General features: G+C 72.5%; 24 protein-coding genes and 1 tRNA gene. 16 read left to right on the top strand and 9 right to left on the bottom strand.

Annotated features, from left to right (window positions below):
* Positions 1-13: 13 nt before the first annotated feature.
* Entirely contained in the window at positions 14-1,504 is a 1,491-nt protein-coding gene (locus ABT232_RS24350) for a DHA2 family efflux MFS transporter permease subunit (protein WP_351843319.1), read from the bottom strand.
* Positions 1,505-1,854: 350 nt separating this feature from the next.
* Here ABT232_RS24350 and ABT232_RS24345 point away from each other — a divergent pair, with 350 nt between their 5' ends.
* From ABT232_RS24345 to ABT232_RS24300, 10 genes are all read left to right on the top strand, one after another.
* Complete coding sequence (locus tag ABT232_RS24345; protein ID WP_351843317.1) at positions 1,855-2,850, top strand: SDR family oxidoreductase; 996 nt, start codon at positions 1,855-1,857, stop codon at positions 2,848-2,850.
* Positions 2,851-2,922: 72 nt separating this feature from the next.
* Positions 2,923-4,023, top strand: a complete 1,101-nt coding sequence (locus ABT232_RS24340; protein WP_351843315.1) for a DegT/DnrJ/EryC1/StrS family aminotransferase — start codon at positions 2,923-2,925, stop codon at positions 4,021-4,023.
* Positions 4,023-4,628 (top strand): dTDP-4-dehydrorhamnose 3,5-epimerase family protein, encoded by a 606-nt coding sequence (locus ABT232_RS24335; protein ID WP_351843313.1) that lies wholly within the window; start codon positions 4,023-4,025, stop codon positions 4,626-4,628. Before ABT232_RS24340 ends, ABT232_RS24335 begins: the two co-directional genes overlap by 1 nt.
* Before the next feature lies 1 nt (position 4,629).
* The gene (gene rfbA, locus ABT232_RS24330; protein ID WP_351843311.1) at positions 4,630-5,526 is read left to right on the top strand and encodes a glucose-1-phosphate thymidylyltransferase RfbA; all 897 of its coding nucleotides are present in this window, start codon (positions 4,630-4,632) and stop codon (positions 5,524-5,526) included.
* 174 nt (positions 5,527-5,700) lie between these two features.
* Entirely contained in the window at positions 5,701-6,237 is a 537-nt protein-coding gene (locus ABT232_RS24325) for a GNAT family N-acetyltransferase (protein WP_351843309.1), read from the top strand.
* Positions 6,234-7,238, top strand: coding sequence for a dTDP-glucose 4,6-dehydratase (gene rfbB, locus ABT232_RS24320; protein ID WP_351843307.1), 1,005 nt, complete (start codon positions 6,234-6,236; stop codon positions 7,236-7,238). Before ABT232_RS24325 ends, rfbB begins: the two co-directional genes overlap by 4 nt.
* A gap of 172 nt (positions 7,239-7,410) precedes the next feature.
* Positions 7,411-7,683 (top strand): hypothetical protein, encoded by a 273-nt coding sequence (locus ABT232_RS24315; RefSeq protein WP_351843305.1) that lies wholly within the window; start codon positions 7,411-7,413, stop codon positions 7,681-7,683.
* Positions 7,680-9,989: a TOMM precursor leader peptide-binding protein gene (locus tag ABT232_RS24310; protein ID WP_351843303.1), complete on the top strand. Its 2,310-nt coding sequence runs from the start codon at positions 7,680-7,682 to the stop codon at positions 9,987-9,989. Before ABT232_RS24315 ends, ABT232_RS24310 begins: the two co-directional genes overlap by 4 nt.
* A 223-nt stretch (positions 9,990-10,212) precedes the next feature.
* Positions 10,213-11,391 (top strand): sensor histidine kinase, encoded by a 1,179-nt coding sequence (locus ABT232_RS24305; protein WP_351843301.1) that lies wholly within the window; start codon positions 10,213-10,215, stop codon positions 11,389-11,391.
* Between the two features lie 127 nt (positions 11,392-11,518).
* A complete protein-coding gene (locus ABT232_RS24300; RefSeq protein WP_351843299.1) occupies positions 11,519-12,127 on the top strand; it encodes a response regulator transcription factor in 609 nt (202 codons plus the stop codon).
* Between the two features lie 22 nt (positions 12,128-12,149).
* Here the strand turns inward: ABT232_RS24300 and ABT232_RS24295 are convergent, their stop codons facing one another.
* Positions 12,150-12,788: an NADH oxidase gene (locus tag ABT232_RS24295; protein WP_351843297.1), complete on the bottom strand. Its 639-nt coding sequence runs from the start codon at positions 12,786-12,788 to the stop codon at positions 12,150-12,152.
* Between the two features lie 257 nt (positions 12,789-13,045).
* Here ABT232_RS24295 and ABT232_RS24290 point away from each other — a divergent pair, with 257 nt between their 5' ends.
* The gene (locus tag ABT232_RS24290; protein WP_351843295.1) at positions 13,046-14,017 is read left to right on the top strand and encodes an aromatase/cyclase; all 972 of its coding nucleotides are present in this window, start codon (positions 13,046-13,048) and stop codon (positions 14,015-14,017) included.
* 79 nt (positions 14,018-14,096) lie between these two features.
* Entirely contained in the window at positions 14,097-15,035 is a 939-nt protein-coding gene (locus tag ABT232_RS24285; RefSeq protein WP_351843293.1) for an MBL fold metallo-hydrolase, read from the top strand.
* Positions 15,036-15,131: 96 nt separating this feature from the next.
* On the opposite strand, the gene ABT232_RS24280 is transcribed toward ABT232_RS24285, so the two are convergent.
* Positions 15,132-15,205: transfer RNA gene (locus tag ABT232_RS24280), tRNA-Thr, on the bottom strand.
* Positions 15,206-15,419: 214 nt separating this feature from the next.
* Here ABT232_RS24280 and ABT232_RS24275 point away from each other — a divergent pair.
* The 3 genes from ABT232_RS24275 to ABT232_RS24265 all read left to right on the top strand — a co-directional run bounded on the left by ABT232_RS24275 (position 15,420) and on the right by ABT232_RS24265 (position 18,090).
* Entirely contained in the window at positions 15,420-16,508 is a 1,089-nt protein-coding gene (locus ABT232_RS24275) for an ABC transporter ATP-binding protein (protein ID WP_351843291.1), read from the top strand.
* A gap of 209 nt (positions 16,509-16,717) precedes the next feature.
* Complete coding sequence (locus ABT232_RS24270) at positions 16,718-17,173, top strand: hypothetical protein (RefSeq protein WP_351843289.1); 456 nt, start codon at positions 16,718-16,720, stop codon at positions 17,171-17,173.
* 185 nt (positions 17,174-17,358) lie between these two features.
* Entirely contained in the window at positions 17,359-18,090 is a 732-nt protein-coding gene (locus tag ABT232_RS24265; RefSeq protein ID WP_351843287.1) for a nucleotidyltransferase family protein, read from the top strand.
* A 122-nt stretch (positions 18,091-18,212) separates the two neighbouring features.
* Here ABT232_RS24265 and ABT232_RS24260 read toward each other — a convergent pair whose 3' ends face one another.
* The 6 genes from ABT232_RS24260 to ABT232_RS24235 form a co-directional block, all read right to left on the bottom strand.
* Entirely contained in the window at positions 18,213-19,874 is a 1,662-nt protein-coding gene (locus ABT232_RS24260; RefSeq protein WP_351843285.1) for a DoxX family protein, read from the bottom strand.
* A 127-nt stretch (positions 19,875-20,001) separates the two neighbouring features.
* Positions 20,002-20,943: a 23S rRNA (guanosine(2251)-2'-O)-methyltransferase RlmB gene (gene rlmB / locus ABT232_RS24255; protein WP_351843283.1), complete on the bottom strand. Its 942-nt coding sequence runs from the start codon at positions 20,941-20,943 to the stop codon at positions 20,002-20,004.
* Positions 20,944-21,049: 106 nt separating this feature from the next.
* Positions 21,050-22,450 carry a cysteine--tRNA ligase gene (gene cysS / locus ABT232_RS24250; RefSeq protein ID WP_351843281.1) on the bottom strand — a complete coding sequence of 467 codons (1,401 nt, stop codon included), beginning with the start codon at positions 22,448-22,450 and terminating at the stop codon, positions 21,050-21,052.
* Positions 22,451-22,514: 64 nt separating this feature from the next.
* Entirely contained in the window at positions 22,515-23,012 is a 498-nt protein-coding gene (ispF, locus tag ABT232_RS24245) for a 2-C-methyl-D-erythritol 2,4-cyclodiphosphate synthase (RefSeq protein WP_351843279.1), read from the bottom strand.
* Positions 23,002-23,754 carry a 2-C-methyl-D-erythritol 4-phosphate cytidylyltransferase gene (gene ispD, locus ABT232_RS24240; protein WP_351843277.1) on the bottom strand — a complete coding sequence of 251 codons (753 nt, stop codon included), beginning with the start codon at positions 23,752-23,754 and terminating at the stop codon, positions 23,002-23,004. The genes ispF and ispD overlap by 11 nt, the downstream gene beginning before the upstream one ends.
* Positions 23,755-24,087: 333 nt before the next feature.
* Positions 24,088-24,570, bottom strand: coding sequence for a CarD family transcriptional regulator (locus tag ABT232_RS24235; RefSeq protein ID WP_003953493.1), 483 nt, complete (start codon positions 24,568-24,570; stop codon positions 24,088-24,090).
* Positions 24,571-25,155: 585 nt separating this feature from the next.
* Here ABT232_RS24235 and ABT232_RS24230 point away from each other — a divergent pair.
* Positions 25,156-25,869 (top strand): copper chaperone PCu(A)C domain-containing protein, encoded by a 714-nt coding sequence (locus ABT232_RS24230; RefSeq protein ID WP_351843276.1) that lies wholly within the window; start codon positions 25,156-25,158, stop codon positions 25,867-25,869.
* Positions 25,870-25,922 lie beyond the last annotated feature (53 nt).

Genomic DNA, 25,922 nt, shown 5'->3' with positions numbered 1-25,922 from the left:
GCCTGGTGGGATGTCAGTGCGCGGCGGTGGTCGCCTCGCGCGGCGCGTTCTCGGCCGGCTCACCGGCGGTCGTGCCGGCCGCCGGGGCGCCGGCCGCGGCGCCCTCCGGCCGCGGCCGCACGGCGAAGGCCATCACGACCGCGGCGAGCGCGACGGCCGCCGAACCGATCCACAGCGCGGGCACGAAGCCGTCGACGAACTGCTGGGGCGAGCCGTAGCCACCCTGGCTGGTGAAGACGCCGGCCAGGGCGGCGACACCGAGCGCGGCGCCGAGTTCACGGGTGGCGGAGGTGGTGCCGGAGGCGATGCCCTGTTCGTGGACGTCGACGGAGGTCATGGTCAGGTTGAGCAGCGGCGCGAAGAAGCAGGCCACGCCGACACCGCCGAGGAGGTAGCCGGGCAGCTGGGCGACGTAGGACACGTCGGGGCTCATGGTGAGCGCCCAGTACCCGAACCCGGCGGACATCAGCGCCAGGCCCAGCACCACCACCGGCCGGCCGCCGATGCGGTCGGAGACGATGCCCGCGACCGGGGCCACCAGCATCGGCATGGCGGTCCAGGCGAGCATCCGCACGCCCGCCTCCGTCGGCGACAGCTGCTGGATGTTCTGCATGAACTGGGTGATGAGGAAGATGACGCCGTACATGCCGACGCTCATCAGCAGACCACCGCTGTTGATGGCGGTGAACGCCCGGTTGCCGAACATCCGCATCGGCAGCATCGGCGCACTGGTGCGCCGCTCCCAGACCACGAACAGCGCGACCACCAGGAGACCCGCGGCCAGCGTCGCCAGCACCGAGCTGTGGCCCCAGCCGTCCTCGGCGGCCTTGATCATGCCGTAGACGAGGCCGAACATACCGAGGCTGACCAGTGCCGTGCCGACCATGTCGAGGCGGTCGTTCGCGCCCTTGCTCTCGGCGAGCCCGCGCAGCGCGACCGGCGCGAGCAGCAGCCCCACCGGCACATTGATCCAGAAGATCCACTGCCAGGACAGCTGCTCCACCACGACCCCGCCTACCAGCGGGCCGCCGGCCACGGCGAGGCCGTTGAGCGCCCCGTAGATGCCGAGCGCGCCACCGCGCTTCTCCGGCGGCACGGCGGCCGTGAGCAGGGTCAGGGACAGCGGCATGACGAGGGCGGCGCCCGCGCCCTGCACCGCGCGGGCCGCGATCAGCTCGCCGACCCCCGGGGCGACGGCCGCGGCGGCGGAGGCCGCGGTGAACAGCAGCAGGCCCGCGACGAACATGCGGCGCCGTCCGAAGCGGTCACCCAGCGCCGCGCCGAGCATCATCAGCACGGCGAAGGACAGGGTGTACGCGTTGATCGTCCACTCCAGGTCCTGGAGGCTGCCGCCCAGCTCCTCGCGGATGGTGGGCAGCGCGGTCACGACGACGAGATTGTCGAGACCGGCCATGAACGCGGTCACGCCGGTGACCAGGATGGCCGTGCCCGGCGACTTCCGGCCCGGGGCCAGGTCGCCTCCGGCCGTGTTGACGGTACTCATGCAGGTTCCTTCCGACTTCACCGTGGGGGGCGGCCCGTTCGTCGCTCGCCTGCCGACCAGCAACCGGCGTAGCGGGGGCACGAGTGCATGGGCCGAGGCTAGGAAATGCCGCTCAAGACCCGGTCGAGCCGCCCGATCCGGTGCGCCCACCGGCGACTTGGGGCCCCGCTCCGCCTCCAGCGCTGCTCCGTCGGCGCCCGATCGGGGCGCAGCATCATCGGCTGGGCGTGCACCGCAGTCGGCTTCCGGCGTGCGAGCCCCGTCGTAAGGAGCGAGTCCATGACGAAGTTGTCCGCCACCCCCGACCCCACCTCCGACCCCACCGCCGTACCGCCGCAGGGAGGCACCGCATGACAGCGAACCCGGACACCGGCCGCCCGCTGGTCGTGATCCTCGGAGCCACCGGCTTCGTCGGCTCGGCGGTGCTCGCCGCGCTGGCCGGCCGGGACCTCGCGGTGCGGGCGGTGGCCCGCCGTCCCGCCGCCGTGCCGGAGGGCGCGCGCGCCCACGTCGAGGTGGTCACCGCCGACCTCACCGACCGGGACGCGCTCGCCGCGGCCGTGAAGGGCGCGGACGCGGTGATCCACGTACTGCTCTGCGAGGGCGGCTGGCGGGCGGCCGAGGAGCCGGGCGGCGAGCGGGTCAACGTAGGAGTGATGCGGGACCTGCTGGAGGTGGCCGGCGACACCGGCCGGCCGCCGCTGGTCGTCTACGCGGGCGCCGCCTCGCAGGTCGGGGTGCCGCCGCGGGAACCGCTGGACGGCACCGAGCCGGACGCGCCGGGCACGGTCTACGACGAGCAGAAGCTGGCCGCCGAGCGGCTGCTGCTCGCGGCGAGCGAGGCCGGCCTGGTGCGCGGGGTGTCGCTGCGGCTGCCGACCGTCTTCGGCGAGGGCACCGTGCCGGGCACCGCGGACCGCGGGGTGGTCGCGGCGATGGTCCGCCGGGCGCTGGCGGGCCAGGAGATCACGCTGTGGCACGACGGCACGGTCCGCCGCGACCTGGTGCACATCGCCGACATCGCCGCCGCGTTCGCCGCCGCCCTCGACCACCCGGAGGAACTGGCCGGACGGGCCTGGCCGCTGGGGGCGGGCCGGGGCGACGCGCTGGGCGACGTGTTCCGCACGGTGGCCCGTCTCGCGGCGGACCGCACCGGCGCCGACCCGGTGCCGGTGGTCTCCGTGACGCCGCCCGCGCACGCGCCGGAGACCGACTTCCGCAGCGTGACCATCGACTCCGCCGCGTTCCGCGCGGCCACCGGCTGGCAGCCCGCGGTCGGCCTCGACGAGGGCCTGGCGCGCACGGTGGCCACCCTCGCGGACGCTCCCGCACGGCACGACCGCTGACCTGACGGTCGGCGCTTTTCCCGGCGACGCTCCCCGGTTCCGGCGGAGCCGACAACACGAGAAGGAACGTGCATGACCACCTACGTATGGGACTACCTGCCCGAATACCACAGCGAGCGCGAGGACATCCTCGACGCCGTGGAGAAGGTCTTCTCCTCCGGCCAGCTGGTGCTGGGCGAGAGCGTCAAGGGGTTCGAGGAGGAGTTCGCCGCCTGGCACGGAGCCGGTCACGCCGTCGGCGTCGACAACGGCACCAACGCCCTCAAGCTCGCCCTCCAGGCGCTGGGCGTCGGCCCCGGCGACGAGGTGATCACGGTGTCCAACACCGCGGCGCCCACCGTCATCGCCATCGACGGCACCGGCGCCACGCCGGTCTTCGTCGACATCGACGAGGACGACTACCTCATCGACGTCTCCCAGGTCGAGGCCGCCATCACGCCGCGCACCAAGGCGCTGCTGCCGGTCCACCTGTACGGCCAGATCGTGGACCTGCCCGCGCTGAAGGCCATCGCCGACAAGCACGGCCTGGCCCTGCTGGAGGACTGCGCCCAGGCGCACGGCGCCCGGCAGCACGGCCGGCTCGCGGGCACCACCGGCGACGCCGCGGCGTTCTCCTTCTACCCGACGAAGGTGCTGGGCGCGTACGGCGACGGCGGCGCGGTCGTCACCTCCCGCGACGACATCGACGCCGCCCTGCGCAAGCTGCGCTACTACGGCATGGAGAAGGTCTACTACACGGTCCAGACGCCGGCCCACAACAGCCGGCTGGACGAGGTGCAGGCCGAGATCCTGCGCCGCAAGCTGACCCGCCTGGACGCCTATGTGGCCGGCCGCCAGGAGGTCGCCCGGCGCTACCAGGAGGGCCTCGGCGACACGGAACTGATCCTGCCGAAGGTCAACGAGGGCAACACCCACGTCTACTACGTGTACGTGGTCCGCCACCCCGAGCGGGACCGCATCATCGAGGCGCTGAAGGCGTACGACATCAGCCTGAACATCAGCTACCCGTGGCCGGTGCACACCATGACGGGCTTCGCGCACCTCGGGTACGGCAAGGGCTCGCTGCCGGTCACCGAGAGGCTGGCCGAGGAGATCTTCTCGCTGCCGATGTACCCGGCCCTCGACCCCGGTCTCCAGGACAAGGTCATCGCCGCCATCCGGGAGGTGCTGTGATGAAGGTGCGCGAACTGGCCGTCGCCGGAGCGCTGGAGTTCACCCCGAACGTCTTCCCCGACGAGCGCGGGCTGTTCCTCTCGCCGTTCCAGGGACCGGCGTTCACCGAGGCCACCGGGCACCGGCAGTTCCCGGTGCAGCAGACCAACCACAGCCGGTCCAGGAGGGGTGTGGTGCGCGGTGTGCACTACACGCTCACCCCGCCCGGCTGCGCCAAGTACGTGTACTGCCCGAAGGGTTCGGCCCTCGACATCGTCGTGGACATCCGCGTCGGCTCGCCCACCTTCGGGCAGTGGGACGCGGTGCTGATGGACCAGAACGACTTCCGCGCGATGTACTTCCCGGTCGGCCTCGGGCACGCCTTCATCGCGCTGGAGGACGACACGGTGATGTCGTACATGGTCACCAGCAGCTATGTCGCCGAGCACGAGCTGGCGATCTCGGTCACCGACCCGGCGCTGGACCTGCCCGTCCCGAAGGACGTCACGCCGATCTACTCCGAGCGCGACACGGTGGCCCCGACCCTCGCCGAGGCGAAGGAGCAGGGTCTGCTCCCCGACTACGCGCTCAGCCTGGAGATCGAGCGCCGGCAGGGCGGTGGCTGAGATGAAGGGCATCATCCTCGCGGGCGGCAGCGGCACCCGGCTGCGTCCGCTGACCGGGGCGCTGTCCAAGCAGATCCTGCCGGTCTACGACAAGCCGATGATCTACTACCCGCTGTCCGTGCTGATGCTGGCCGGCATCCGGGACATCCTGCTGATCTCCTCCCGCGACCACTCCGACAGCTTCCGCACCCTGCTCGGCGACGGCTCCCGGCTCGGCCTGGACATCTCCTACGCCGAGCAGGACGAGCCGCGCGGCATCGCCGAGGCGCTGCTCATCGGGGCGGACTTCATCGGGGACGAGCAGGTCGCGCTGGTGCTCGGCGACAACATCTTCCACGGCCCGCGCTTCTCGGTGCTCCTCGACGACGCGGTGCGGGGCCTCGACGGCTGCGGGCTGTTCGGCTACCGGGTCGGCGATCCGCAGCGGTACGGGATCGGCGAGATCGACGCCGACGGCAGGCTGCTGTCGCTGGAGGAGAAGCCGGCCGCGCCGCGCTCCAACCTCGCGGTGACCGGCCTGTACATGTACGACAGCGACGTCGTCGGCATCGCCAAGAACCTCACGCCGTCGGCGCGTGGCGAGCTGGAGATCACCGACGTCAACAAGGCCTACCTGGAACAGGGCCGGGCCCGGCTGACCGAACTGGGGCGCGGCTTCGCCTGGCTGGACATGGGCACGCACGACTCCCTCCTCCAGGCCGGCCAGTACGTCCAGCTCGTCGAGCAGCGCCAGGGCGAGTGGATCGCCTGTGTGGAGGAGGTGGCCCTCAACCGGGGCTTCATCACCCCCGAGCAGTGCCTGCGCCTGGGCGAGGAGATGGCGGGCACGGCCTACGGCACGTACGTCAAGGAGGTCGCGTCCCGCGCGGCGGGCCTGCCGACGGCCTTCGCGGCCTGACGCGATCCCGCCGGGACCGCCCCGTCCCGAGGCCGCGCTCCCCGGCGGGCCGGCACGCCGCCTGCCCGCCGGGGCCGCGGACCGCGGCACGGACGCCTGCCGGCGCCCGGCCCGGCACCCACCACCGGCACCCCCTCGCGGACGGCGCCCGTACCCCCGGAAGGAGTCCACCCCATGCTGCCGATACGCCCCGCGACCGTCGCCGACGCGGCCGTCCTGACCGAGTTGCGGCGGGTCATGCACGACACGATCAACGGGCCGCACCCCACCGACTGGATGAAGGCCTGCGAGGAGCACACCGCCGAGCGGCTCGCCCACGACCCGGGCTTCCACGCCTATGTGGCGCTGGACGGCGACACCGTGGTGGGCGCGGCGACCGGCGAGGTCCGGCCGCGTTTCCCGAGCCCGGAGTCCCCGGCGACGGTCGCCGGGTACGTCATCGCGGTGTCCACGCTGCCCGAGTACCGCCGCCGCGGCATCGGCGGCGGCCTGACGCACCACATGACCGAGCGTTTCCTCGCCCTGGGCTGCGACCGGGTGAGCCTCTTCGCCTCCCGCCAGGGCGCGCCCCTCTACCGCGAACTGGGCTACGAGGACCTGAGCGAGTCGATCGTCGCGATGAACCGCTACGCCGGACACCCGCTGCCCGGCAACCGCTACACCGCCCGCCCGACCCCCGCCGACCACAGTGAGGTACGGATACCGTCATGACCTCCCCCACCCGCATCCTGGTGACCGGCGGGGCCGGCTTCATCGGCTCCCACTACGTCCGCACCGTGCTGGGCCCCGAGGGCCCCGGCGACGTCACGGTGACCGTGCTGGACAAGCTGACCTACGCCGGCAACCTGGCCAACCTCGACGAGGTCCGCGACCATCCCGGCTTCGCCTTCGTGCGGGGCGACATCTGCGACGCGGAGCTGGTCGCCGGGCTGATGGCCGAGCACGACCAGGTGGTGCACTTCGCGGCCGAGTCCCACGTGGACCGCTCGATCGACGGCGGCGCCGAGTTCGTCCGCACCAACGTCGTCGGCACCCACACCCTGGTCGACGCCGCCCACCGGGCGGGGGTGCAGACCTTCGTGCACATCTCCACCGACGAGGTGTACGGCTCGATCGAGGTGGGCTCCTGGCCGGAGACGGACCCGCTGGCGCCCAACTCGCCGTACTCGGCGGCCAAGGCGTCCAGCGACCTGATCGCGCTGTCCTACCACCGCACCCACGGCCTGGACGTCCGGGTGACCCGCTGCTCCAACAACTACGGGCACCACCACTTCCCGGAGAAGGTCATCCCGCTGTTCATCACCAACCTCCTCGACGGCCGCAAGGTCCCGCTCTACGGCGACGGCGGCAACGTCCGGGACTGGCTGCACATCGACGACCATGTGCGGGGCATCGAGCTGGTGCGCACCGCTGGCCGGCCGGGCGAGATCTACAACATCGGCGGCGGTACGGAACTGTCCAACAAGGAGCTGACCGCGCTGCTGCTGGAGGCCTGCGGCGCGGGCTGGGAGAGCGTCGAGTACGTGACCGACCGTAAGGGTCATGACCGCCGCTACTCGGTGGACTGCTCCAAGATCCGCCGCGAGCTGGGCTACGAGCCCCGCAAGGACTTCGCCGCCGGGCTCGCCGAGACGGTGCGGTGGTACCGGGACAACCGGGCCTGGTGGGAGCCGCTGCGGGAGCGGGCCTCCTGGCGAGAAAGTGGTAGGTGAGAGTCCGCTTTGAGCGGGTACAGTCACACTATCCGACCGTAGGGACCGTTTCCGGATGGCGTGATAACTTCACCCGCCGCCCATGACGCGAACACTGTGCGTGATTCTCTGCCCTGGGAAGAATTCTCGTCGTTGGAGCACCACCCGACACGACGACGGGGGAACGAATCCGATGGGAACCACCCACGCACGTCCCGCAGGTCCGCTCCTCGTGGTCGAGCACCTCGACCACAGCACCGGCAGCACCGCGCTCTTCACCTTCTGCGCCGAGGGCCCGGCCGCCGAGGTGGCCTTCACCTTCTGCGCCGGCCCCGGCGGCGCCGCCCCGGTCACCGTGGACGCCCAGGCCGAGACCGCCTTCACCTTCTGCGCCGGCCCCGGCGGCGCCGCCCCGGCGACCGTCGGCGCCCAGGCCGCCCCCGCCGCGGGAGGCTCCTGGATATGACCGTCAGAGGGAGGCACGACCGGGGCCCCGGCCTCGTCACGCCGGCCGACGACTCGGCGCTCGTGGGCTTCAAGCCCCATCTGCACCCGGCGACCGTTCCCGGCGACGCGACCTACCTGGTGTCGCGGCGCGGAGTCACCGCCCTGCACGGCGCCAGCGCCGAGGTGCTGGTCCCGCTGCTCGACGGCACCCGCTCACTCGCCGAGATCCGCCGCCTGGCCTCCCCCGCCCTCACCGCCGACGAGACGGAAGAGTCCCTGCGGGCCCTCACCCGGGCCGGGCTGCTGCGCTTCCGCCCCCGGCACCCGCGGGACCCCGCCGCCCCCGGCGACCCGGCCGCCGAGGCCTACTGGACCCTCGCGGGCCTCGACGACGCCCGCGCCACCGCCGGCCTCGCCGGCTCCCGGCTGCGCGTCCTGGCCCTGCCCGGAGTGGACGCCGGCCCGGTCCTGCGGGCCGGGCGGGAGTCCGGCCTCACGGTCACCGACACCGCGGCCGACCTCACCCTGGTGCTGTGCGACGACTACCTGAGCCCCGAACTGGCCGAGGTGGACGCCGCCCAGCGCGCCGCGGGCCGGCCCTGGCTGCTCGCCCGGCTGTGCGGCGCCGAACCGTGGATCGGCCCGTTCTTCCAGCCGTCCGACGGCCCCTGCTGGACCTGTCTGGCCTCCCGGCTGCGCCGCCACCGCAGCTACGAGGGCAGCCTGCAGCAGGCCCTCGGCCTGGACCGGCCGCTCAGCCGCCCGGCCGCCTCACTGCCCGCCGGCCGCGCCGTCGCCGTACAGACCGCCGTCCTGGAGGCCGCCAAGTGGCTCGCCGGACTGCGCCACACCGAACAGGGCGCCCTGCACACCCTGGACACCCTCACCCTGCGCACCCACGCGCACGCGGTGGCCCGCGTCCCCCAGTGCCCGTCCTGCGGCGACCCCCAGCTGATGGCCCGCCAGGTGCGCGCCCCGTTCGTCCCCGTCTCCCGGCCCAAGGCCGCTCTGGACGGCGGCGGACACCGCGCGCTCACCGCCGACCAGCTGCTGGAGCGCTACGGCCACCTGGTCAGCCCGGTCACCGGCATCGTGCCCGAACTGCGCCGCGCCCCCGGCTCACCCGACTTCTCGGCCGCCTACCTGTCGGGCCGCAACCTGGCGATGGGCGGACCGGCCGGGACCCGCGCCGGACTGCGCTCGCTCAGCGGCGGCAAGGGCCGCACCGAGGCGGAGGCCCGCACCAGCGCGCTGTGCGAGGCGGTGGAGCGCTACAGCGGCACCCGGCACGGCGACGAACCTGTAGTCGTCGACAGCCACCGCGCGCTCGGCGAGGCGGCGATCCACCCCAACGACTGCCAGCTGTACGCCGAGCGGCAGTTCCGCGAGCGGGACCGCTGGAACCGCTCCGGCTCACCCTTCCACCACGTGCCCGAGCCCTTCGACGAGGACCGGCCGGTGGAGTGGACCCCGGTGTGGTCGCTGACCGGCGGACGCCACCGGCTGCTGCCCACCTCGATGCTGTACTTCCCCTCCGGCGCCCCGGCCCCGCACGGGCCGTACGCCGACTCCAACGGCAACGCGGCCGGCAGCAGCCCGGAGGACGCCCTGCTCCAGGGATTCCTGGAACTGGTCGAGCGGGACGCGGTGGCCCTGTGGTGGTACAACCGCACCGCCCAGCCCGGCATCGACCTGGACTCCTTCGACGAGCCCTACATCGCCCGGCTGCGCGACGGCTACCGCCGGATCGGCCGGGAGATCTGGGCCCTGGACCTGACCACCGACCTCGGCATCCCCGCGGTGGTGGCGCTGTCCCGGCGCACCGAAGGACCGGCCGAGGACATCATCTTCGGCTTCGGCGCCCACTTCGACCCGGCGCTCGCACTGCGCCGGGCGCTGATGGAGATGGGCCAGCTGCTGCCCGCGGTCGGTGGCGCGGACCCCGGCCGCGGCTACGGCATCACCGATCCGCTGCCGGTGCGCTGGTGGCAGCGGGCCACCGTCGCCAACCAGCCCTACCTCGCGCCCGATCCGCGGCTGCCGGCCCGGACTCCCGCCTCCTGGCGGTACGTTGCGCGCGGCGACCTCCGCGACGACGTCACCGCGGTGACCGAACTCGTCCGCGGCAAGGGCATGGAACTGCTGGTGCTCGACCAGACCCGCCCCGACGTCGGGCTCCCGGTGGTCAAGGTGATCGTGCCGGGACTGCGCCACTTCTGGGCCCGGTACGCGCCCGGCCGGCTCTTCGACGTGCCGGTGCGGCTGGGCCGACGGGCCGCTCCGACGCCGTACGAGGAGCTGAACCCGGTCCCGCTCTTCGTGTGAGGCGGAGATTTCCGCCGGGTCCGGCCGAGTCGAATCCCTGCACGGATCTCTCACCGGTGGTCTTGATTCCTGCCTAGTATGGCCGCCGGACGTTCATAACAGTCGCGACACGAGAAGAGGCTCGTGCACGGGGATGGACACGACTGACCAGAGCACGTCTGCTGCGCCTTCCGTACCACCGGACCGCAGTACCGCTGCCACCAGAACCGCCCGCGGCATCCTGGTGGCAGCGCTTCTGTGTTACCTCGGGATCACCGTTCTCAACCTGCTGTCCGCCCGCCCGGACGCCTACCACCTGTCCGTCGGGCTCGGCTGTCTGGTCCTGGTGTTCCTGCTCCAGCTCGTCCACTCGTCACCCTGCGCCCGGGACGCGCCCACCCCCCGCAAGGTGCTCACCCTGACCGCGCAGGGCGTGCTGTCGTATCTGCCGCTGATCTGGTTCGGCCTGTCCTGGGGCGCCATGGCGGGCTTCTTCGCGGGCTCCCTGCTGCTCCTGCTCCCGGCGCGCACGGGCTGGACGCTCTACGGGCTGACCGCGCTCAGCCTGCTGATCCCCGGCATCAGGGACGACCGCGGAGTCATCGACCTGGTGTACATGTGCCAGACCACCGCCCTGACCGGACTGGTCGTCTACGGCCTGACCCGGATGGAGAGCCTGGTCGGCGAGGTCCACCGGGCCCGCGCCGACCTGGCCCGGATGGCCGTCACCAAGGAGCAGCTGCGCTTCTCCCGGGACCTGCACGACCTGCTCGGCTACAGCCTCTCCGCGATCACCCTCAAGAACGAGCTGATCCACCGCCTCATCCCCGCCCATCCCGGCCGGGCCCGCGAGGAGGTCGACGAGGTGCTGCTCATCTCCCGCCAGGCACTGGCCGACGTGCGCCGGGTGGCCAGCGGCTACCGCGAGATGTCGCTCACCGCCGAACTCGCCTCCGCGCAGTCGGTGCTGGCCGCCGCGGAGGTGTCGGTCGAGGTGGACGTCGACGACTCGTTCGGCACGGTCGACTCGGCCGGCCGGCTCGGGGCACAGACCTCCACGGTGCTGGCGACGGTCGTCCGCGAGGGCGTCACCAATCTGCTCCGGCACACCAAGGCGACGTACTGCCGGATCTCCGTGCGGGTCGAGGACAGCTCGCTGCACCTCACGATCCTCAACGACGGCCTGGTCTCCGGCTACCAGGACCGGTCCCCGCACAGCGGCAGCGGACTGGGCAACCTCGGGCTGCGGCTGGAGTCCCTCGGCGGCGAGCTGACCGTGGACCGCTCCGCCGGCCGGCACGGCACCGACCAGTTCCGGCTGAGCGCGCGCGTGCCGATCGTCGAGCGCATCGATCCAGCCGCCACGAAGCTGCTGCGCCGCCCCGACGAGGAACCGTTCCCTCCGTCCGAGAACGTCGCGTGAAGGGCCCGCTGCCTGCTCGGAACCGGATTCCACGGGTCCTCAACTAGCCCATTTGCGGCGGCACTTGGGTAGGATCCGCAGACGGACTCCGCCAGGATTCCGCCATTTCGTGACGGGGGAACGGGAGATGATACGCATCCTGCTGGCCGAGGACATGCACATGGTCCGCGGTGCGCTGGTGGCCCTGCTGGATCTCGAGGACGATCTGAAGGTGGTCGTCGAACTGGAACGCGGTGACCAGATCCTGGCCGCCGCCCGCGAACACCGGCCCGACGTCGCCATCATCGACATCGACCTGCCCGGCCTGGACGGACTCAGCGCGGCGGAACTGCTGCACGAGCGGCTGCCCGAGTGCAGAACGCTCATCCTCACCAGCCTGGGCCGCCCGGGCACCCTGCGCCGCGCCATGGCCGCGCACGTCTCCGGCTACCTCCTCAAGGACGCCCCGCCCGGCGACCTCGCGCACGCCGTCCGCCGGGTCAGCTCCGGCCAGCGGGTCATCGACCCGCAGCTCGCCATGGCCGCCTGGGGCGGCAGCGAGAGCCCGCTGACGACCCGCGAGACCGAGGTGCTGCAACTGGCGGCCCAGGGCACCGAACCCCAGGAGATCGCCGAACGCCTGCACCTGTCGACCGGCACCGTGCGCAACTACCTCACCACGGCGGTCACCAAGCTCAACGCCCGCAACCGGGTCGACGCCATCCGCATCGCCCGGGAGTCCGGCTGGCTGCTGTGACCCGTCTGAGCCCGGCGGTCCGTCACGGCACGGCGACGACGGCCCCCGCGCCCGCGAGATAGCCGAGGATCTCCCGCGTCACCTCGGCGGGCAGCGGCAGCGCCTCCACCACCGCCTGCGGGGTCACCGGCCAGGCCAGCAGCGACACCACCCACATCGCCTCCGGGCGGTGGATCACCACCCGGTACTGCGCGCCCCGCGGCTGCACCGAGAACTCGGCCTCGGCGACCGTGATCGTCGCCCCGGCCGGCAGATGCACCGCCCGCTGCGCCGGCAGCCGCACCAGCGAGAAGCACGCCGTCCGCCCGATCGGCACCACCGACAGCAGGGGGCCGCGCAGATCCTCGAGACCGAGCGTGCGGGTCACCAGATGCGACAGCCGCCGCAGCACCGGCAGCAGCACCACATAGGTGTCACCGCCCTCGGCGCCGTCCGCGTCGGCCGTCTCCAGATTGGCGAGCAGCACCGGCCCCAGCTCCATCCGGCGCAGCGCCTCCGCCACCACCGGGGCCGGATCCTCCACCCGCTCGATGCCCAGCGGGCCGCTCAGCACCAGCGCCCGGCCCTCGTCGTCCCACCGCACGGCCACGTCCTCGCCCAGGGACCACAGGTGATGCACGCGTACGGCGGTCTCGTCCGTGCGGGTCTTCTTCACGGTCAACGGACCTCCTCGGGGCGCAGACAAGGACTCCGGCCATGCGGCTCCGCCCCCGGCCCGTTCGCACGCTGAGCCTGATTATGCGGCCACGGAAAGCGCCTTCGGCAGCGACGCGTTCACACCACACGCGTGAGGAATTCATGCGGCCGGTGAGCCCGCCCGGCCGCGGGCCGGAATCGAGCTTCCCTTGAGGCCGCTCTGGCCGACTGTCCGGCGTCCCGGCCACCGGCGCCCGGACCGTCTTCTCCGAGGAGGTCCCCATGACCACACGCCACGTCGAGCACGACATCACCGTCGCCGCCCCGGCGGCGGCCGTCTACCGGCTGCTCGCCGAGGTCGAGAACTGGCCGCGGATCTTCCCTCCCACGCTCCACGTCGACCACCTGGAACGCGCCGAGGGCGAGGAGCGCATCCGCATCTGGGCCACCGCCGGCGGCGAGGCGAAGAACTGGACCTCGCGCCGCACCCTCGACCCCCGGGGCCTGCGGATCACCTTCCGCCAGGAGGTCTCCGCCCCGCCGATCGCCGCCATGGGCGGCGCCTGGATCGTCGAGCCGCTGTCCGAGACCTCCGCCCGGATCCGGCTGCTGCACGACTACCGGGCCGTCGACGACGACCCGGCGAGCCTCGCCTGGATCGACGAGGCCGTCGACCGCAACTCCCGCACCGAACTGGCCGCCCTGCGCACCGGCGTCGAGCACGCCCACGCCGCCGCTGACCTCACCTTCTCCTTCGAGGACGGCGTGGAGATCGCCGGCTCCGCCAAGGACGCGTACGACTTCGTCGACCAGGCCGACCGCTGGCCGGAGCGGCTGCCGCACGTGGCCTCCGTCCGCTTCTCGGAGGACACCCCGGGACTCCAGACCCTGGAGATGGACAGCAGGGCCAAGGACGGCACCATCCACCTCACCAAGTCGTACCGCGTCACGTTCCCGTCCGACCGGATCGTCTACAAGCAGGTCACGCTGCCCGCGCTGATGACCCTGCACACCGGCGTCTGGACCTTCACCGAGACCCCGACGGGCACCCGGGCCACCTCCCGGCACACCGTCACGGTGGACGCCGCGGCCGTCGCCGGGATCCTGGGCCCCGACGCCACCGTGGCCGACGCCCGCGCACACCTGCGCACGGCACTCGGCACCAACAGCCTGACGACGCTGACCCACGCGAAGGCATACGCGGAGGCACAGGCGAAGGCGCACAGGGCGGCGTACGCGGAGAGCAGGCACTGAACCACCGGCCCGAGCCCCGGCCCGAGCCCCGCATGCACTCGCCGTCCCTGCCGACCGACCCACAGCACCCGGAGGACCCGTGACCACAGCGCCGCCGTCCGCAGCGGCCCGACACCTCGCCCCGCCCGCCCTGGAGGAGATCGCCGACCAGGTCCACGCCTACCTCCAGCCCCCGGGCGGCTGGTGCCTGAACAACGCGGGACTGGTGGCCGGCGCCACCGGCGCGGTCCTGGTGGACACCGCGGCGACCGAGCACCGCTCCCGCGCGCTGCGCGCCGCGGTACGGCGGCACGCGCCGGACGGCCCGGACCACGTCGTCAACACCCACTTCCACGGCGACCACACCTTCGGCAACGCCCTGTTCCTGCCGCGCGCCACGATCGTCGCCCACGAGCGCACCCGCGCGGACGCCGAGGCCGCGGGACTGGCCCTGTGCGGGCTGTGGCCGGACGTCGCCTGGGGCACCGTCGACGTGGCCCTGCCCACCCTGACCTTCCACGACGGCCTGACCCTGCGCACGGGCGGACCGACCGTGGAACTGCTCGCTCTCGCCCCCGCGCACACCGCGGGCGACGTGGTGGCGTGGGTGCCGGAGCGGCGGGTGCTGTTCGCCGGCGACCTCGTGTGGTCGGGGGTCACCCCGTACGTCCTGATGGGCTCGGTGGACGGCTCGCTGCGCGCCCTCGACGAACTGCGCGCCCTGCGCCCCCGGGTGGTCGTACCGGGCCACGGCGCCCCCGGCGGCCCGGAGCTGTTCGACGAGACCGAGGCGTACCTGCGCTGGCTGAAGGACCTCGCCCGACGCGGCCTCGCCGACGGCCGCCCGGCCCGCGAGGTCGCCCGCACCACCGACCCGGGCCCCTTCGCCCGCCTCCTGGACAGCGAACGCCTGGTCGGCAACCTGCACCGGGCCTACGCCGAACTGGAGGGCCTGCCGCCCGGGGCACCGCTGGACGTGATGGCGTCCTTCCGCGAGATGGTCGACCTCCACGGCGGCCTGCCGGCCTGCCACGCCTGACCCGGTGATCCGTGCGGTGGCCCGGTCGGCCGAGACCGGAATGCCGAACGCCCCGGCCGGATCACCGGCCGGGGCGTTCGCGCTGTCCAGCGTCAGAGCCCCCTGTCGGATTCGAACCGACGACCTTCGCTTTACAAGAGCGGCGCTCTGACCAGCTGAGCTAAGGAGGCGAGCCCCGCGCGACGCGGGTGCCCGTGCAGTGTACCCAGCTCTCGCGGGGCCCCGTCGAAAATTTCCGCGAAGTTCACAGCACTCGGAGTACTGACAGATCGGGTGAACGCCAGGTACCGTCCTGACCCAGTTCACTCGTGTGGACTACACCAACCACCTTCCTACAACGGATCGTCCGGCACGTTCCTGCCGGTAGAAGGGGGCCCATTCACCATGGCCACTGTTACGTTCGACAAGGCGACCCGTGTCTACCCGGGTTCGACCAAGCCCGCCGTCGACGCCCTCGACATCGAGATCGCGGACGGCGAGTTCCTCGTCCTGGTCGGCCCGTCCGGCTGCGGCAAGTCCACCTCCCTGCGCATGCTCGCCGGCCTGGAGGACGTCAACGGCGGCGCGATCCGCATCGGCGACCGCGACGTCACTCACCTGCCGCCCAAGGACCGGGACATCGCCATGGTGTTCCAGAACTACGCCCTCTACCCGCACATGACGGTCGCCGACAACATGGGCTTCGCGCTCAAGATCGCCGGCGTCAACAAGGCGGAGATCCGGCAGAAGGTCGAGGAGGCCGCGAAGATCCTCGACCTCACCGAGTACCTGGACCGCAAGCCGAAGGCGCTCTCCGGCGGTCAGCGTCAGCGTGTGGCGATGGGCCGCGCCATCGTGCGTGAGCCGCAGGTCTTCCTCATGGACGAGCCGCTGTCGAACCTCGACGCCAAGCTCCGCGTGTCGACCCGTACGCAGATCGCCTCGCTCCAGCGCCGCCTCGGCATCACCACCGTCTACGTCACCCACGACCAGGTCGAGGCGCTGACGATGGGTGACCGCGTCGCGGTCCTGAAGGACGGTCTGCTCCAGCAGGTCGACACCCCGCGCAACATGTACGACAAGCCCGCGAACCTCTTCGTCGCCGGCTTCATCGGCTCGCCTGCCATGAACCTCATCGAGGTGCCGATCACCGACGGCGGTGTGAAGTTCGGCAACTCGGTCGTGCCGGTCCAGCGTGACGCGCTCTCCGCCGCCACCGACAAGACGGTCACCGTCGGTGTCCGCCCCGAGCACTTCGACGTCGCCGGTCCCGACTCCGACCTCGGTGTCGCGGTCACCGTGAACGTCGTCGAGGAGCTGGGCTCCGACGCGTACGTCTACGGCTCCGCCACGGTCGGCGGCGAGACCAAGGACATCGTGGTCCGCGTCGGCGGCCGTGAGGTCCCGGAGAAGGGCAGCCAGCTGCACGTCGTCCCGCGCTCCGGCGAGACGCACGTCTTCTCCACCTCGACCGGCGCCCGCCTGTCGGACTGAAACACCGGAAACACCCGGAACTCCACCGGTTGACGAAGAGGGCCCCGCGGACCGCCGCGGGGCCCTCTTCGCTGTCCGCGGATACCCCGGCACACCCGCACATTTCGAGCAGCGTGCGTCAACCCGCTACCCCGAAAACGGCACCTTCCCATCCCCCGAACCGGTGACCAAATGTCGCCAAATCATTACCGGGCGCTACCCTCCAGAACGTGAAGCACTCCACCACCCCACAGACGCGACGCGGCCGGGGCCCCGCCCGCCGGATCGGCCGCTCCCTCGCCCTCGTACTGCCCGTCGTCCTGGTGCTCTCCGGGACCCTCGCGGTGACGCACGTCAACTGGTCGGGGAACCCCGAGGGCTCCGTGCTCGCCGCCTCGGACGTCACCGCCGCCGACGCCTCCACCCGCGCCCACCGCAAGGCCGCCCACGAGCTGCTGCGCGACGAGCTGCTGACCGAGCTGCAGCGGAAGAACCCGGGCGTCGCCCTCACCCACCTCCAGGAGGCCGTGAACGAACGCCCCTCGCTCGCCCGGCACTGCGTCTCCATCGCCCGTGCCCTCGGCCGCGCCGCGGTGGCCGCCTACGGCCCGACCCGCGCCCAGTCCTACGCCCGCCCGGTCTGCGACACCTCCTTCGCCTCAGGCGTCCTGGCCGCCCACGGCTGACCCTCCCGTGTCGGGGGAGCCACGGACCCGTCACGGGCCGTCCCCCGTCACGGGCCGTCCCCCGGCACCCCAGCCCCAGCCCCAGCCGCGGAGCCGACGGCACAGAGCCGGCAGCCCAGCGCCCGCGGTCCTGAGCCGGCAGCCGGTCCCGGCGCCCCCGCCGGTGCCCGCGTACAGTGCGACCCATGACTGATCCGAACGCCGCGACCCGCCCCGTCCAGGCGGTCATCCTCGCCGGCGGCCAGGGGTCCCGGCTGCGCCCCTACACCGACGACCGGCCCAAGCCGATGGTCGAGATCCCCGGCACGGGGACGCCGATCATCGGTCATCAGCTCGCCTGGCTCGCCGAGGAGGGCGTGACCGACGTCGTGGTCAGCTGCGGCCACCTCGCCGACGTCCTCAAGGACTGGCTGGACTCGGCCGACATCCCGGTCTCCGTCACCACCGTCGTGGAGAAGGAACCGCTCGGCCGCGGCGGCGGCCTCAAGTACGCCGCCGCCCACCTGCCCCACCCCGACCGCCCCTGGTACGCCACCAACGGCGACATCTGGACCCGTTTCTCGCTGCGCGAGATGGCCGACTTCCACACCGAGCGGGACGCCGTCGCGACCCTCGCCCTGGCCCGGCCGCGCATCCCCTGGGGCGCCGTCCGCACCGACGGCTTCGGCCACATCACCGACTTCATCGAGTCTCCGCCGTCGACCTTCGAGATCAACGCGGGCGTCTACGTCTTCTCCCCCGGCTTCGCCGATCTGCTCCCCGGCCGCGGCGACCACGAGCGCACCACGTTCCCGCACCTGGCCCGCGAACGCCGGCTGGCCGGCTTCCCCATCCCGCACGGCGCCTACTGGCGCGCCATCGACACCGCCAAGGACCTCACGGAGGCGGCGAAGGAACTGGCCGCCCTGAGCCGCTGACACAGCGGCGACGAGGCCGTCACGGCGTACGACGGCTGACGGCGTACGACGGCTTCCCGCATACGACGGCGGGGCCCCGCGCATGGTGCGCGGGGCCCCGCCGTCGTCGTACCCGGCAGCCGCTACCCGAGCAGCCCGCCGACCAGTCCGGGCTGGCCGGACGAGGTCTCGCCCCCGCCGGTGCCGCCCGAGGACCCGGTCCCGCCGGTCGCGGTGCCTCCGCTGGAGGTCGGGCCGGTGGTGGTGCTCGGCGCCTGCTGCGCCGGCTGGGTCTGCTGCGGCGGCGCCTGTCCGGCGGTGCCCTGCGTCTGGCTGGGCATGCCTCCGGTGGTGGCGTCCTGGGTGGCCGCCCCCGGCGGGGTCGCGGCACCCGCGCTGGGCGCGGCCGAGGTGGCGCCCTGGGTCGGCGAGGAGGTGGCGGCCGACGGGCTGGTGCTGGCCCGGCGCTCGCCGGGCTCCTGCGGCAGCGGCGAGCCGGGCAGCTCGTTGCGCGGCGGCTCGCCGGGGCCGGGGACGACCACCCGGTCGGCGTCCCGGACGGCACCGCCCAGCAGCGAGCCGACCAGCAGCGTGAGGCCCACGATGATCGCGGTGACCAGCGCGCCGCGGCGCAGCACGTACCGGCGCAGGTCCCAGAGGTCGGCGCGCGGGCCGAGCCGCCGCCAGGCGAGCCCGGCGAGCCGCCCGTCCACGGAGTAGACCGGGGCACCGGCGATGATCAGCGGCGACCAGGCGGCGAGGTAGATGATGTCGGGCGTGTCGTAGACGGGGACGCTCTTCCAGCTGACCGTGACGAGCAGCGCGGCCGACAGCAGCACACCGCCGACCGCGGCGATCCGCTGCCAGCAGCCCGCGATGGTCAGCACGCCCACGATGACCTGGGCGAAGGCGATGACGAGCCCGGAGCCGACGGGGTGCTCCAGGGCGAACTGCCGCAGCGGCTCGGCGACTTCCCACGGGTGCAGGGTGTTGAGCCACTTCACCATGGAGCCGCGGCTGCCGCCGTCGAAGTAGACAGGGTCGCAGAGCTTGCCCATGCCGGCGTAGATGGAGACGAAGCCGAGGAAGATCCGCAGCGGCAGCAGGACGACCCCGAGGTTCATCCGGCGGCCGGGGAAGTAGGCGTGCCGCGCGGGGTCGTCGGCGTGCCGCCTGCCGCGCGGCTCGGTCCGGGCGGCTGCCGTGTCCTCGTCGTCGTCGAACGACGGCTCCGCGTAGGGGAGTTCGTCGTACGCCCCCTCGACGGTGCGCATGTGCGGCAGCAGCCGGGCGGCGTCGGCGGGGGTGCGCTGGGGGCCGACGACCGGTGTCTCGACGGTCTGGTCGAGGTAGGCGTCGGCGCCGTACCCGTCCCCGTCGTAGCCGCCGACGTCGACGCGCGGGATGACCTGGGTGGCTCCGGCGTCGGCCGGGGCCTCCTCGGCGGGCCGGACCCCCGCACCGCGCACGGCCTGGAGCAGGCGGTGGGCGCCGGTGTCGTCGGGGGCGGACCTGCCGCTCCAGACCACCGGGCGGCGGCGGCCGCCGGCCGGGGCGGCTCTGCCCGCCGCCGTGCCCACGACGGGGATGCGGGCGGTGTCCTCGCCGGCGGTCAAGTGCCGTGCGACCCGCGGGGATTGCGCGGGTCGCGAGGAGGCGCCCAGCTGCACGCGGAAGCTCGCGTGATTGACGATGATCTGCGCCGGATCGCTCGGCACCTTCACCATGCTCAGCGCGGGAGCGTCGTCGAAGCCCGACGAGCGGTCCCCCGTGGGTGTGCGGGGTGTTCTGGTGTCCACACTCATCTAACCGAGTGACGTCTGCTTAGGACACTGCTTTGACCCGCCGGATCTGTCCGGACCGCGTCAAGCCCGTCCGGACAGCCCCGATTACCCCGTACGGGTGCGGAATCCGCACACCCGTTCACACCGCTCAGGCCCGGCGGCGCGCCGCCTCGTAGAGCACGACACCCGCCGCGACACCGGCGTTCAGCGACTCGGCGCCGCCCGGCATCGGGATCCGCACCCGGAAGTCGCACGTCTCGCCGACCAGGCGGGACAGGCCCTTGCCCTCGCTGCCGACGACGATGACGACCGGACCCGCCAGCGCCTCCAGCTCGCCCAGCTCGACCTCGCCGTCCGCGGCGAGCCCGACGACCAGGACACCGGCCTTCTGGTACTGCTCCAGCGCCCGCGTCAGGTTGGTGGCCCGGGCGACCGGCGTACGGGCGGCCGTACCGGCGGACGTCTTCCACGCGCCGGCGGTCATACCGGCCGCGCGCCGCTCCGGCACCACCACGCCGTGCCCGCCGAAGGCGGAGACGGAGCGCACCACAGCACCCAGGTTGCGCGGATCGGTCACCCCGTCCAGGGCGACGATCAGCGCGTCCTCGCCCGCGTCGGCGGCGGCGTTCAGCAGGTCCTCGGGGTGGGCGTACTCGTAGGGCGGCACCTGGAGGACCAGGCCCTGGTGGTTGAGCCCGTTCGTCATCCGGTCCAGCTCGGGCCGCGGCGCCTCCATGAGGTTGATGCCGCCGCGCTCGGCGGCCAGCTGCAGCGCCTCGCGGACCCGCTCGTCGTTGTCGATGAACTGCTGGACGTACAGCGTCGAGGCGGGCACGCCCTCGCGCAGCGCCTCGACGACCGGGTTGCGCCCGACGACCAGCTCGGAGGCGGACTTGCCGCCCCGGCCGCGCGGCACGGGCCGACGGGCGGCCTGCTTCGCCTTGGCGCCGGCGAGACGGTTCTTCTTGTGTCCCTTGCGCATCTCGGCAGGAGGCGTCGGCCCCTTGCCCTCCAGGCCCCGGCGCCGCTGGCCGCCACTGCCGACCTGCGCGCCCTTCTTGCCGGACATGCGACGGTTGTTCGCGGCCATGAGCTACCTGTCTCCGTGTGTCTTCCAGCCGACTTGGCGACTGCGTACGTACGTCTATGAAGTGTGCCGCCCGGAGCCCCGGGCGGCACAGTCGATCTTGGCGAGGTCAGCGGGAGCCGAGGCTCCAGCGCGGCCCCTGCGGGCTGTCCTCGATGACCAGGCCGGCCTGGCCCAGCTGGTCGCGGATGGCGTCCGCGGTGGCCCAGTCCTTGCGGGCGCGGGCCGACTCGCGCTGGTCCAGGACCAGGCGCACCAGGCTGTCGACGACCCCGTGCAGATCCTCGCCGCGGTCGTTCTCACCGGCCCACTGCGGGTCGAGCGGGTCGAGGCCCAGGACGCCGAGCATGGCCCGCACCTCGGCGAGCCTGGCCACGGCGGCCTCCTTGTCGTCGGCGGCCAGCGCGGAGTTGCCCTGCCGGACGGTGGTGTGCACGACGGCGAGCGCCTGCGGCACGCCCAGGTCGTCGTCCATCGCCTCGGCGAAGGCGGGCGGCACGTCGGCGGCCGGCTCCACCACGCCGCCGGTCAGCTCCACCACGCGCTGCACGAAGCCCTCGATCCGCGCGAACGCGGATTCGGCCTCCCGCAGGGCCTCCTCGCTGTACTCGATCATCGAGCGGTAGTGCGGGGTGCCCAGGTAGTAGCGGAGCACGATGGGCCGCCACTTCTTGACCATCTCGCTCACCAGCACCGAGTTGCCGAGCGACTTGGACATCTTCTCGCCGCTCATGGTGACCCAGGCGTTGTGCACCCAGTACCGGGCGAACTCGTCGCCGTAGGCCTTGGCCTGGGCGATCTCGTTCTCGTGGTGCGGGAAGATCAGGTCGAGACCGCCGCCGTGGATGTCGAAGGCGCTGCCGAGGTACTTGTGCGCCATGGCGGAGCACTCCAGGTGCCAGCCGGGCCGCCCGCGGCCCCACGGCGTCTCCCAGCTCGGCTCGCCCGGCTTGGCCGCCTTCCACATCGCGAAGTCCCGCGGGTCCCTCTTGCCCGTCTCGCCCTCGCCGGAGGGCTGGAGCAGGTTCTCCAACTCCTGGTTGGACAGCCGGAGGTACCCGGGGAACGACTTCACGTCGAAGTAGACGTTGCCGTCGGCCTCGTAGGCGTGCCCGCGCTCGATGAGCCCGCGCATCATCTCGACCATCTCGGTCACGTGCCCGGTGGCCCGCGGCTCGTACGTCGGCGGCAGGCAGCCGAGCACGCTGTAGCCGTCGTTGAAGGCGCGCTCGTTCTCGTACCCGATCGCCCACCAGGGGCGGCCCTGGTCGGCGGACTTGACGATGATCTTGTCGTCGATGTCGGTGACGTTGCGGATGAACGTCACCTCGTAGCCGCGGTGGGCGAACCAGCGGCGCATGATGTCGAAGTTCAGGCCCGACCGGATGTGCCCGATGTGCGGCGCGGCCTGCACGGTGGCACCACACAGGTAGATCGAGACACAACCCGGCTTGAGCGGGGCGAAGTCACGGATCTGCCGGGCGCTGGTGTCGTACAGGCGAATAGTCACCACTCCAGGGTAGTGGTCCCCGGCCGGTGCGGTGCGCCGTCCGGGGGGTTTGCAGGGGTTCCGGTCAGGCGGTACGGACCACCAGTGCCGTGGCGACCGCCATCAGGCCCTCCTCGCGGCCCGGGAAACCCAGCCCGTCGGTGGTGGCCCCGGACACCGACACCGGCGCCCCGACCGCCTCGGAGAGGATCTTCTCCGCCTCGTCGCGCCGCTTGCCGATCTTCGGCCGGGGGCCGACGACCTGCACGGCGACGTTGCCGATCCGGAACCCGGCCGCGCGCACGATCCGCGCCGCCTCCGTCAGCAGCGTCACCCCGGAGGCACCGGACCACTCCGGCCGCCCGGTCCCGAAGTGCTGCCCGAGGTCACCGAGTCCGGCTGCGGAGAACAGCGCGTTGCACGCCGCGTGCGCGACCACGTCCGCGTCGGAGTGCCCGGCCAGCCCCGGCCCCTGGCCCTCCCACTTCAGCCCGGCGCACCACAGCTCCCGGCCCTCCTCGAAGGCGTGGATGTCGGTGCCGATACCGACCTGCGGCAACACCACCGGCGTCTCAGAACCCATCGTTGAGCCTCCTGCGCGCGAGCACCGCCTCGGCGAGCACCAGATCCAGCGGCCGGGTCACCTTGAACGCCTCCTCGTGCCCGGGCACGACGACGACCTGGACGCCCAGCCGCTCGGCCATGCTCGCGTCGTCGGTGACGTCCTCCGTGACCGTCTCGTGCGCCCGCGCCAGCGTCGCCCGCGCGAAACCCTGCGGCGTCTGCACCGCGCGCAGCCGCGCGCGCGACGGCGTGGCCAGCACCGGCTCCGGCTCGCCGGGCACGGCCGCCGGCTCGACCTCCTTGACGGTGTCGGCGAGCGGCAGCGCCGGGACCACGGCCGCCGCCCCGGCGCGCACCGCGTCGATCACGGCGTCGACCGTGTCCACCGGCACCAGCGGGCGGGCGGCGTCGTGCACCAGCACGATGTCGTGGCCGGGCGGCACCGCGACGAGGCCGAGCCGCACCGACTCCTGCCGCGACTCGCCGCCGGGGACGACCAGGAAGTCGGTCCGCTCGGGCAGCGCGTGCGCGTCGAGCAGCGACCTCACCTCGGCGGCCCCCTCCGGAGGCGCCACCACGACCACGAGGGAGACGGCGCGGGAGGCGGCCATCGCGCGTACCGCGTGGACCAGCATGGGAGTGCCGTTCAGCGCGCGCAGCGCCTTGGGAGCGCCCGGGCCGAGGCGTACGCCCCGTCCGGCGGCCGGAATCACGGCGGCGACGGAGGCCGCCGGCGGCGAAGGTCGCGAAACGTCAGACATCGTTTCCTGTCAGGTTTGTGTGCTCGGCCCGGTTGGGTATGGCCTGGGGGTACCCCCCGCTCACCGAGCGTGGGGAGTGCCGGGCGCGACGCCTTGACCGGACCCTTCCGTGACACCGGTCGAGCCGGCAGCCGGGGCCCGGCACGCACAGTACCGGGGGGTTCACCCTCCGGCGTACGAGGCGTGTCGGACCGCGAGGCCGACGAGCGCGCCGCGATACGAACATGCCGCAGCGCCCGGCAACGTGAGGTACGTCATCGGGCACCGCGGCATTTCGGTGTGCTGCTCCGGTGAACTACTGGATGTTCGGGCTGAGCGGGCTGCCGCCACGCGTCAGGAGGCGAGCACCTCGTCGAGCAGGGCCTCGGCCTTGTCCTCGTTCGTGTTCTCCGCGAGCGCGAGCTCGCTCACCAGGATCTGGCGGGCCTTGGCGAGCATGCGCTTCTCACCGGCGGAGAGTCCGCGCTCGCGCTCACGACGCCACAGGTCACGCACGACTTCCGCGACCTTGATGACATCGCCGGAGGCGAGCTTCTCCAGATTTGCCTTGTAGCGACGGGACCAGTTCGTGGGCTCCTCGGCGTACGGCGCGCGCAGCACCTCGAAGACCCGGTCCAGTCCGTCCTGACCGACCACATCACGCACGCCGACGAACTCCGCATTGTCCGCTGGCACACGTACCGTCAGGTCACCCTGGGCGACCTTCAGCACCAAGTAGGTCTTGTCCACGCCTTTGATCTGGCGAGTTTCGATAGCCTCGATCAGCGCGGCCCCGTGATGGGGATAGACCACGGTGTCGCCAACCTTGAACGTCATGTGACAGGTACCCCTTCCGTGGCTATCCAGGGTAACACGGAAACGGCGGGTTCTGAATGGCGTTTTCGCAGGTCAGGGCATATCTCGGGGCTTGACAACAGCGACAGGAACGTGCTGCGCGGGCTCGGCGGAAGCAGGTATTCGCAGGTGGGAGCCGCTGTCCGGGGCGGACGAAACAGGCACGTCACATACCGCCGACACCCCCTCCAGGCGGCTGAACATCCCCATATGTCCGGTTCCAAGTGATCGACTTCCGCTACTCCGTTCGGTGCGTGGAGGCGGGTCCCGGACGATTCCGAAATTGATCACGCCGTACTCACCGGAGCACGCCGTGATCAATTCCGGAGGCGATCGCGCATTCCTTCACGGAAATTTCGCGCGGCGCTGTAGGCCGTATGCCGAACCGTTTGACCGGGGTACTTATCCGAATGCCGCGCGGTACCCCCCCGGCTGAGCGAACCACGGCCCAGGGGGAGGGTCGGGTGCGGCGGCGCGGGAACGGCTCGGTAACCTGAGGCCGCTGACAGCCACTTAGGGCGGCTTTACAAGGACAGCTGCCCCTGCGTTCAAGGAGTTGCCGCCGCCGTGAGCAGCAGCCTTCGACGGGGCGCCCTCGCCGCCTCCGCCATCGCGTTCTCGATCGCCTCGCTCGCCGCCTGCGGCGCCGGCAACAACGCCCAGACGTTGGAGATCCAGCCGGACAACGCCGCCACCAGCGTCGGCGACATCAAGATCCAGAACGCCGTCGTCGTCATCCAGCCCGAGCCGGACGCCCCCGGCCCGGCCACCGTCTCCGCCACCGTCTTCAACGCCGGCGACACCGCCCAGACGCTGGAGTCCATCACCGTGGACGGCCTGAACGAGCCGGTCGAGCTCACCGCCGCCGGCGGCAAGGGCGACCTGACCGTCCCGGCCGGCGGTTCCGTCGTGATCGGCGGCAAGGACAACGCCTCCGCCGTCCTGAACAACGGCGAGGCCCTCACCGACGGCAACGTCCAGAAGGTCACCTTCGCCTTCAGCGAGACCGGCGATGTGAGCGTCGAGGCGTTCGTCGTCCCGGGCCAGGGCTACTTCGCCTCCTGGGGCCCGTCCCAGACCGCCGCCGCCCCCGAGGCCTCCGCCGAGGCCACGCCGAGCGCCGAGGCCACCGGTGAGCCCGCCGAGGGCGCCGAGGCCACCGGCGCGGCCACCACCGGCGCCACGGGCACGCCCGCCGCGGGCACCACCCCGAGCGGCGCGGCCACCGCGTCCGCGACGGCCGGCGAGTCGGCCGCGGGCCACGACACCGCCGGTCACTGAGCACCGCCGCACCACACACGAAGGGCGGGGCCCAAGAGGAGGCCCCGCCCTTC

It is taken from the genome of Streptomyces sp. NPDC001532 (genome assembly GCF_040298625.1).
Lineage (GTDB): Bacteria > Actinomycetota > Actinomycetes > Streptomycetales > Streptomycetaceae > Streptomyces.
Note: the sequence above shows the minus strand (reverse complement) of the source record. Positions and strands in the feature narration are given on the sequence as shown.

Excerpts from the sequence above, each read along its gene's own strand:
- ABT232_RS24350 (WP_351843319.1), bottom strand. The coding sequence starts at position 1,504 with ATGAGTACCGTCAACACGGCCGGAGGCGACCTGGCCCCGGGCCGGAAG.
- ABT232_RS24345 (WP_351843317.1), top strand. The coding sequence starts at position 1,855 with ATGACAGCGAACCCGGACACCGGCCGCCCGCTGGTCGTGATCCTCGGA.
- ABT232_RS24340 (WP_351843315.1), top strand. The coding sequence starts at position 2,923 with ATGACCACCTACGTATGGGACTACCTGCCCGAATACCACAGCGAGCGC.
- ABT232_RS24335 (WP_351843313.1), top strand. The coding sequence starts at position 4,023 with ATGAAGGTGCGCGAACTGGCCGTCGCCGGAGCGCTGGAGTTCACCCCG.
- rfbA (WP_351843311.1), top strand. The coding sequence starts at position 4,630 with ATGAAGGGCATCATCCTCGCGGGCGGCAGCGGCACCCGGCTGCGTCCG.
- ABT232_RS24325 (WP_351843309.1), top strand. The coding sequence starts at position 5,701 with ATGCTGCCGATACGCCCCGCGACCGTCGCCGACGCGGCCGTCCTGACC.
- rfbB (WP_351843307.1), top strand. The coding sequence starts at position 6,234 with ATGACCTCCCCCACCCGCATCCTGGTGACCGGCGGGGCCGGCTTCATC.
- ABT232_RS24315 (WP_351843305.1), top strand. The coding sequence starts at position 7,411 with ATGGGAACCACCCACGCACGTCCCGCAGGTCCGCTCCTCGTGGTCGAG.
- ABT232_RS24310 (WP_351843303.1), top strand. The coding sequence starts at position 7,680 with ATGACCGTCAGAGGGAGGCACGACCGGGGCCCCGGCCTCGTCACGCCG.
- ABT232_RS24300 (WP_351843299.1), top strand. The coding sequence starts at position 11,519 with ATGATACGCATCCTGCTGGCCGAGGACATGCACATGGTCCGCGGTGCG.
- ABT232_RS24290 (WP_351843295.1), top strand. The coding sequence starts at position 13,046 with ATGACCACACGCCACGTCGAGCACGACATCACCGTCGCCGCCCCGGCG.
- ABT232_RS24275 (WP_351843291.1), top strand. The coding sequence starts at position 15,420 with ATGGCCACTGTTACGTTCGACAAGGCGACCCGTGTCTACCCGGGTTCG.
- ABT232_RS24265 (WP_351843287.1), top strand. The coding sequence starts at position 17,359 with ATGACTGATCCGAACGCCGCGACCCGCCCCGTCCAGGCGGTCATCCTC.
- ABT232_RS24260 (WP_351843285.1), bottom strand. The coding sequence starts at position 19,874 with ATGAGTGTGGACACCAGAACACCCCGCACACCCACGGGGGACCGCTCG.
- rlmB (WP_351843283.1), bottom strand. The coding sequence starts at position 20,943 with ATGGCCGCGAACAACCGTCGCATGTCCGGCAAGAAGGGCGCGCAGGTC.
- ispF (WP_351843279.1), bottom strand. The coding sequence starts at position 23,012 with ATGGGTTCTGAGACGCCGGTGGTGTTGCCGCAGGTCGGTATCGGCACC.
- ispD (WP_351843277.1), bottom strand. The coding sequence starts at position 23,754 with ATGTCTGACGTTTCGCGACCTTCGCCGCCGGCGGCCTCCGTCGCCGCC.
- ABT232_RS24235 (WP_003953493.1), bottom strand. The coding sequence starts at position 24,570 with ATGACGTTCAAGGTTGGCGACACCGTGGTCTATCCCCATCACGGGGCC.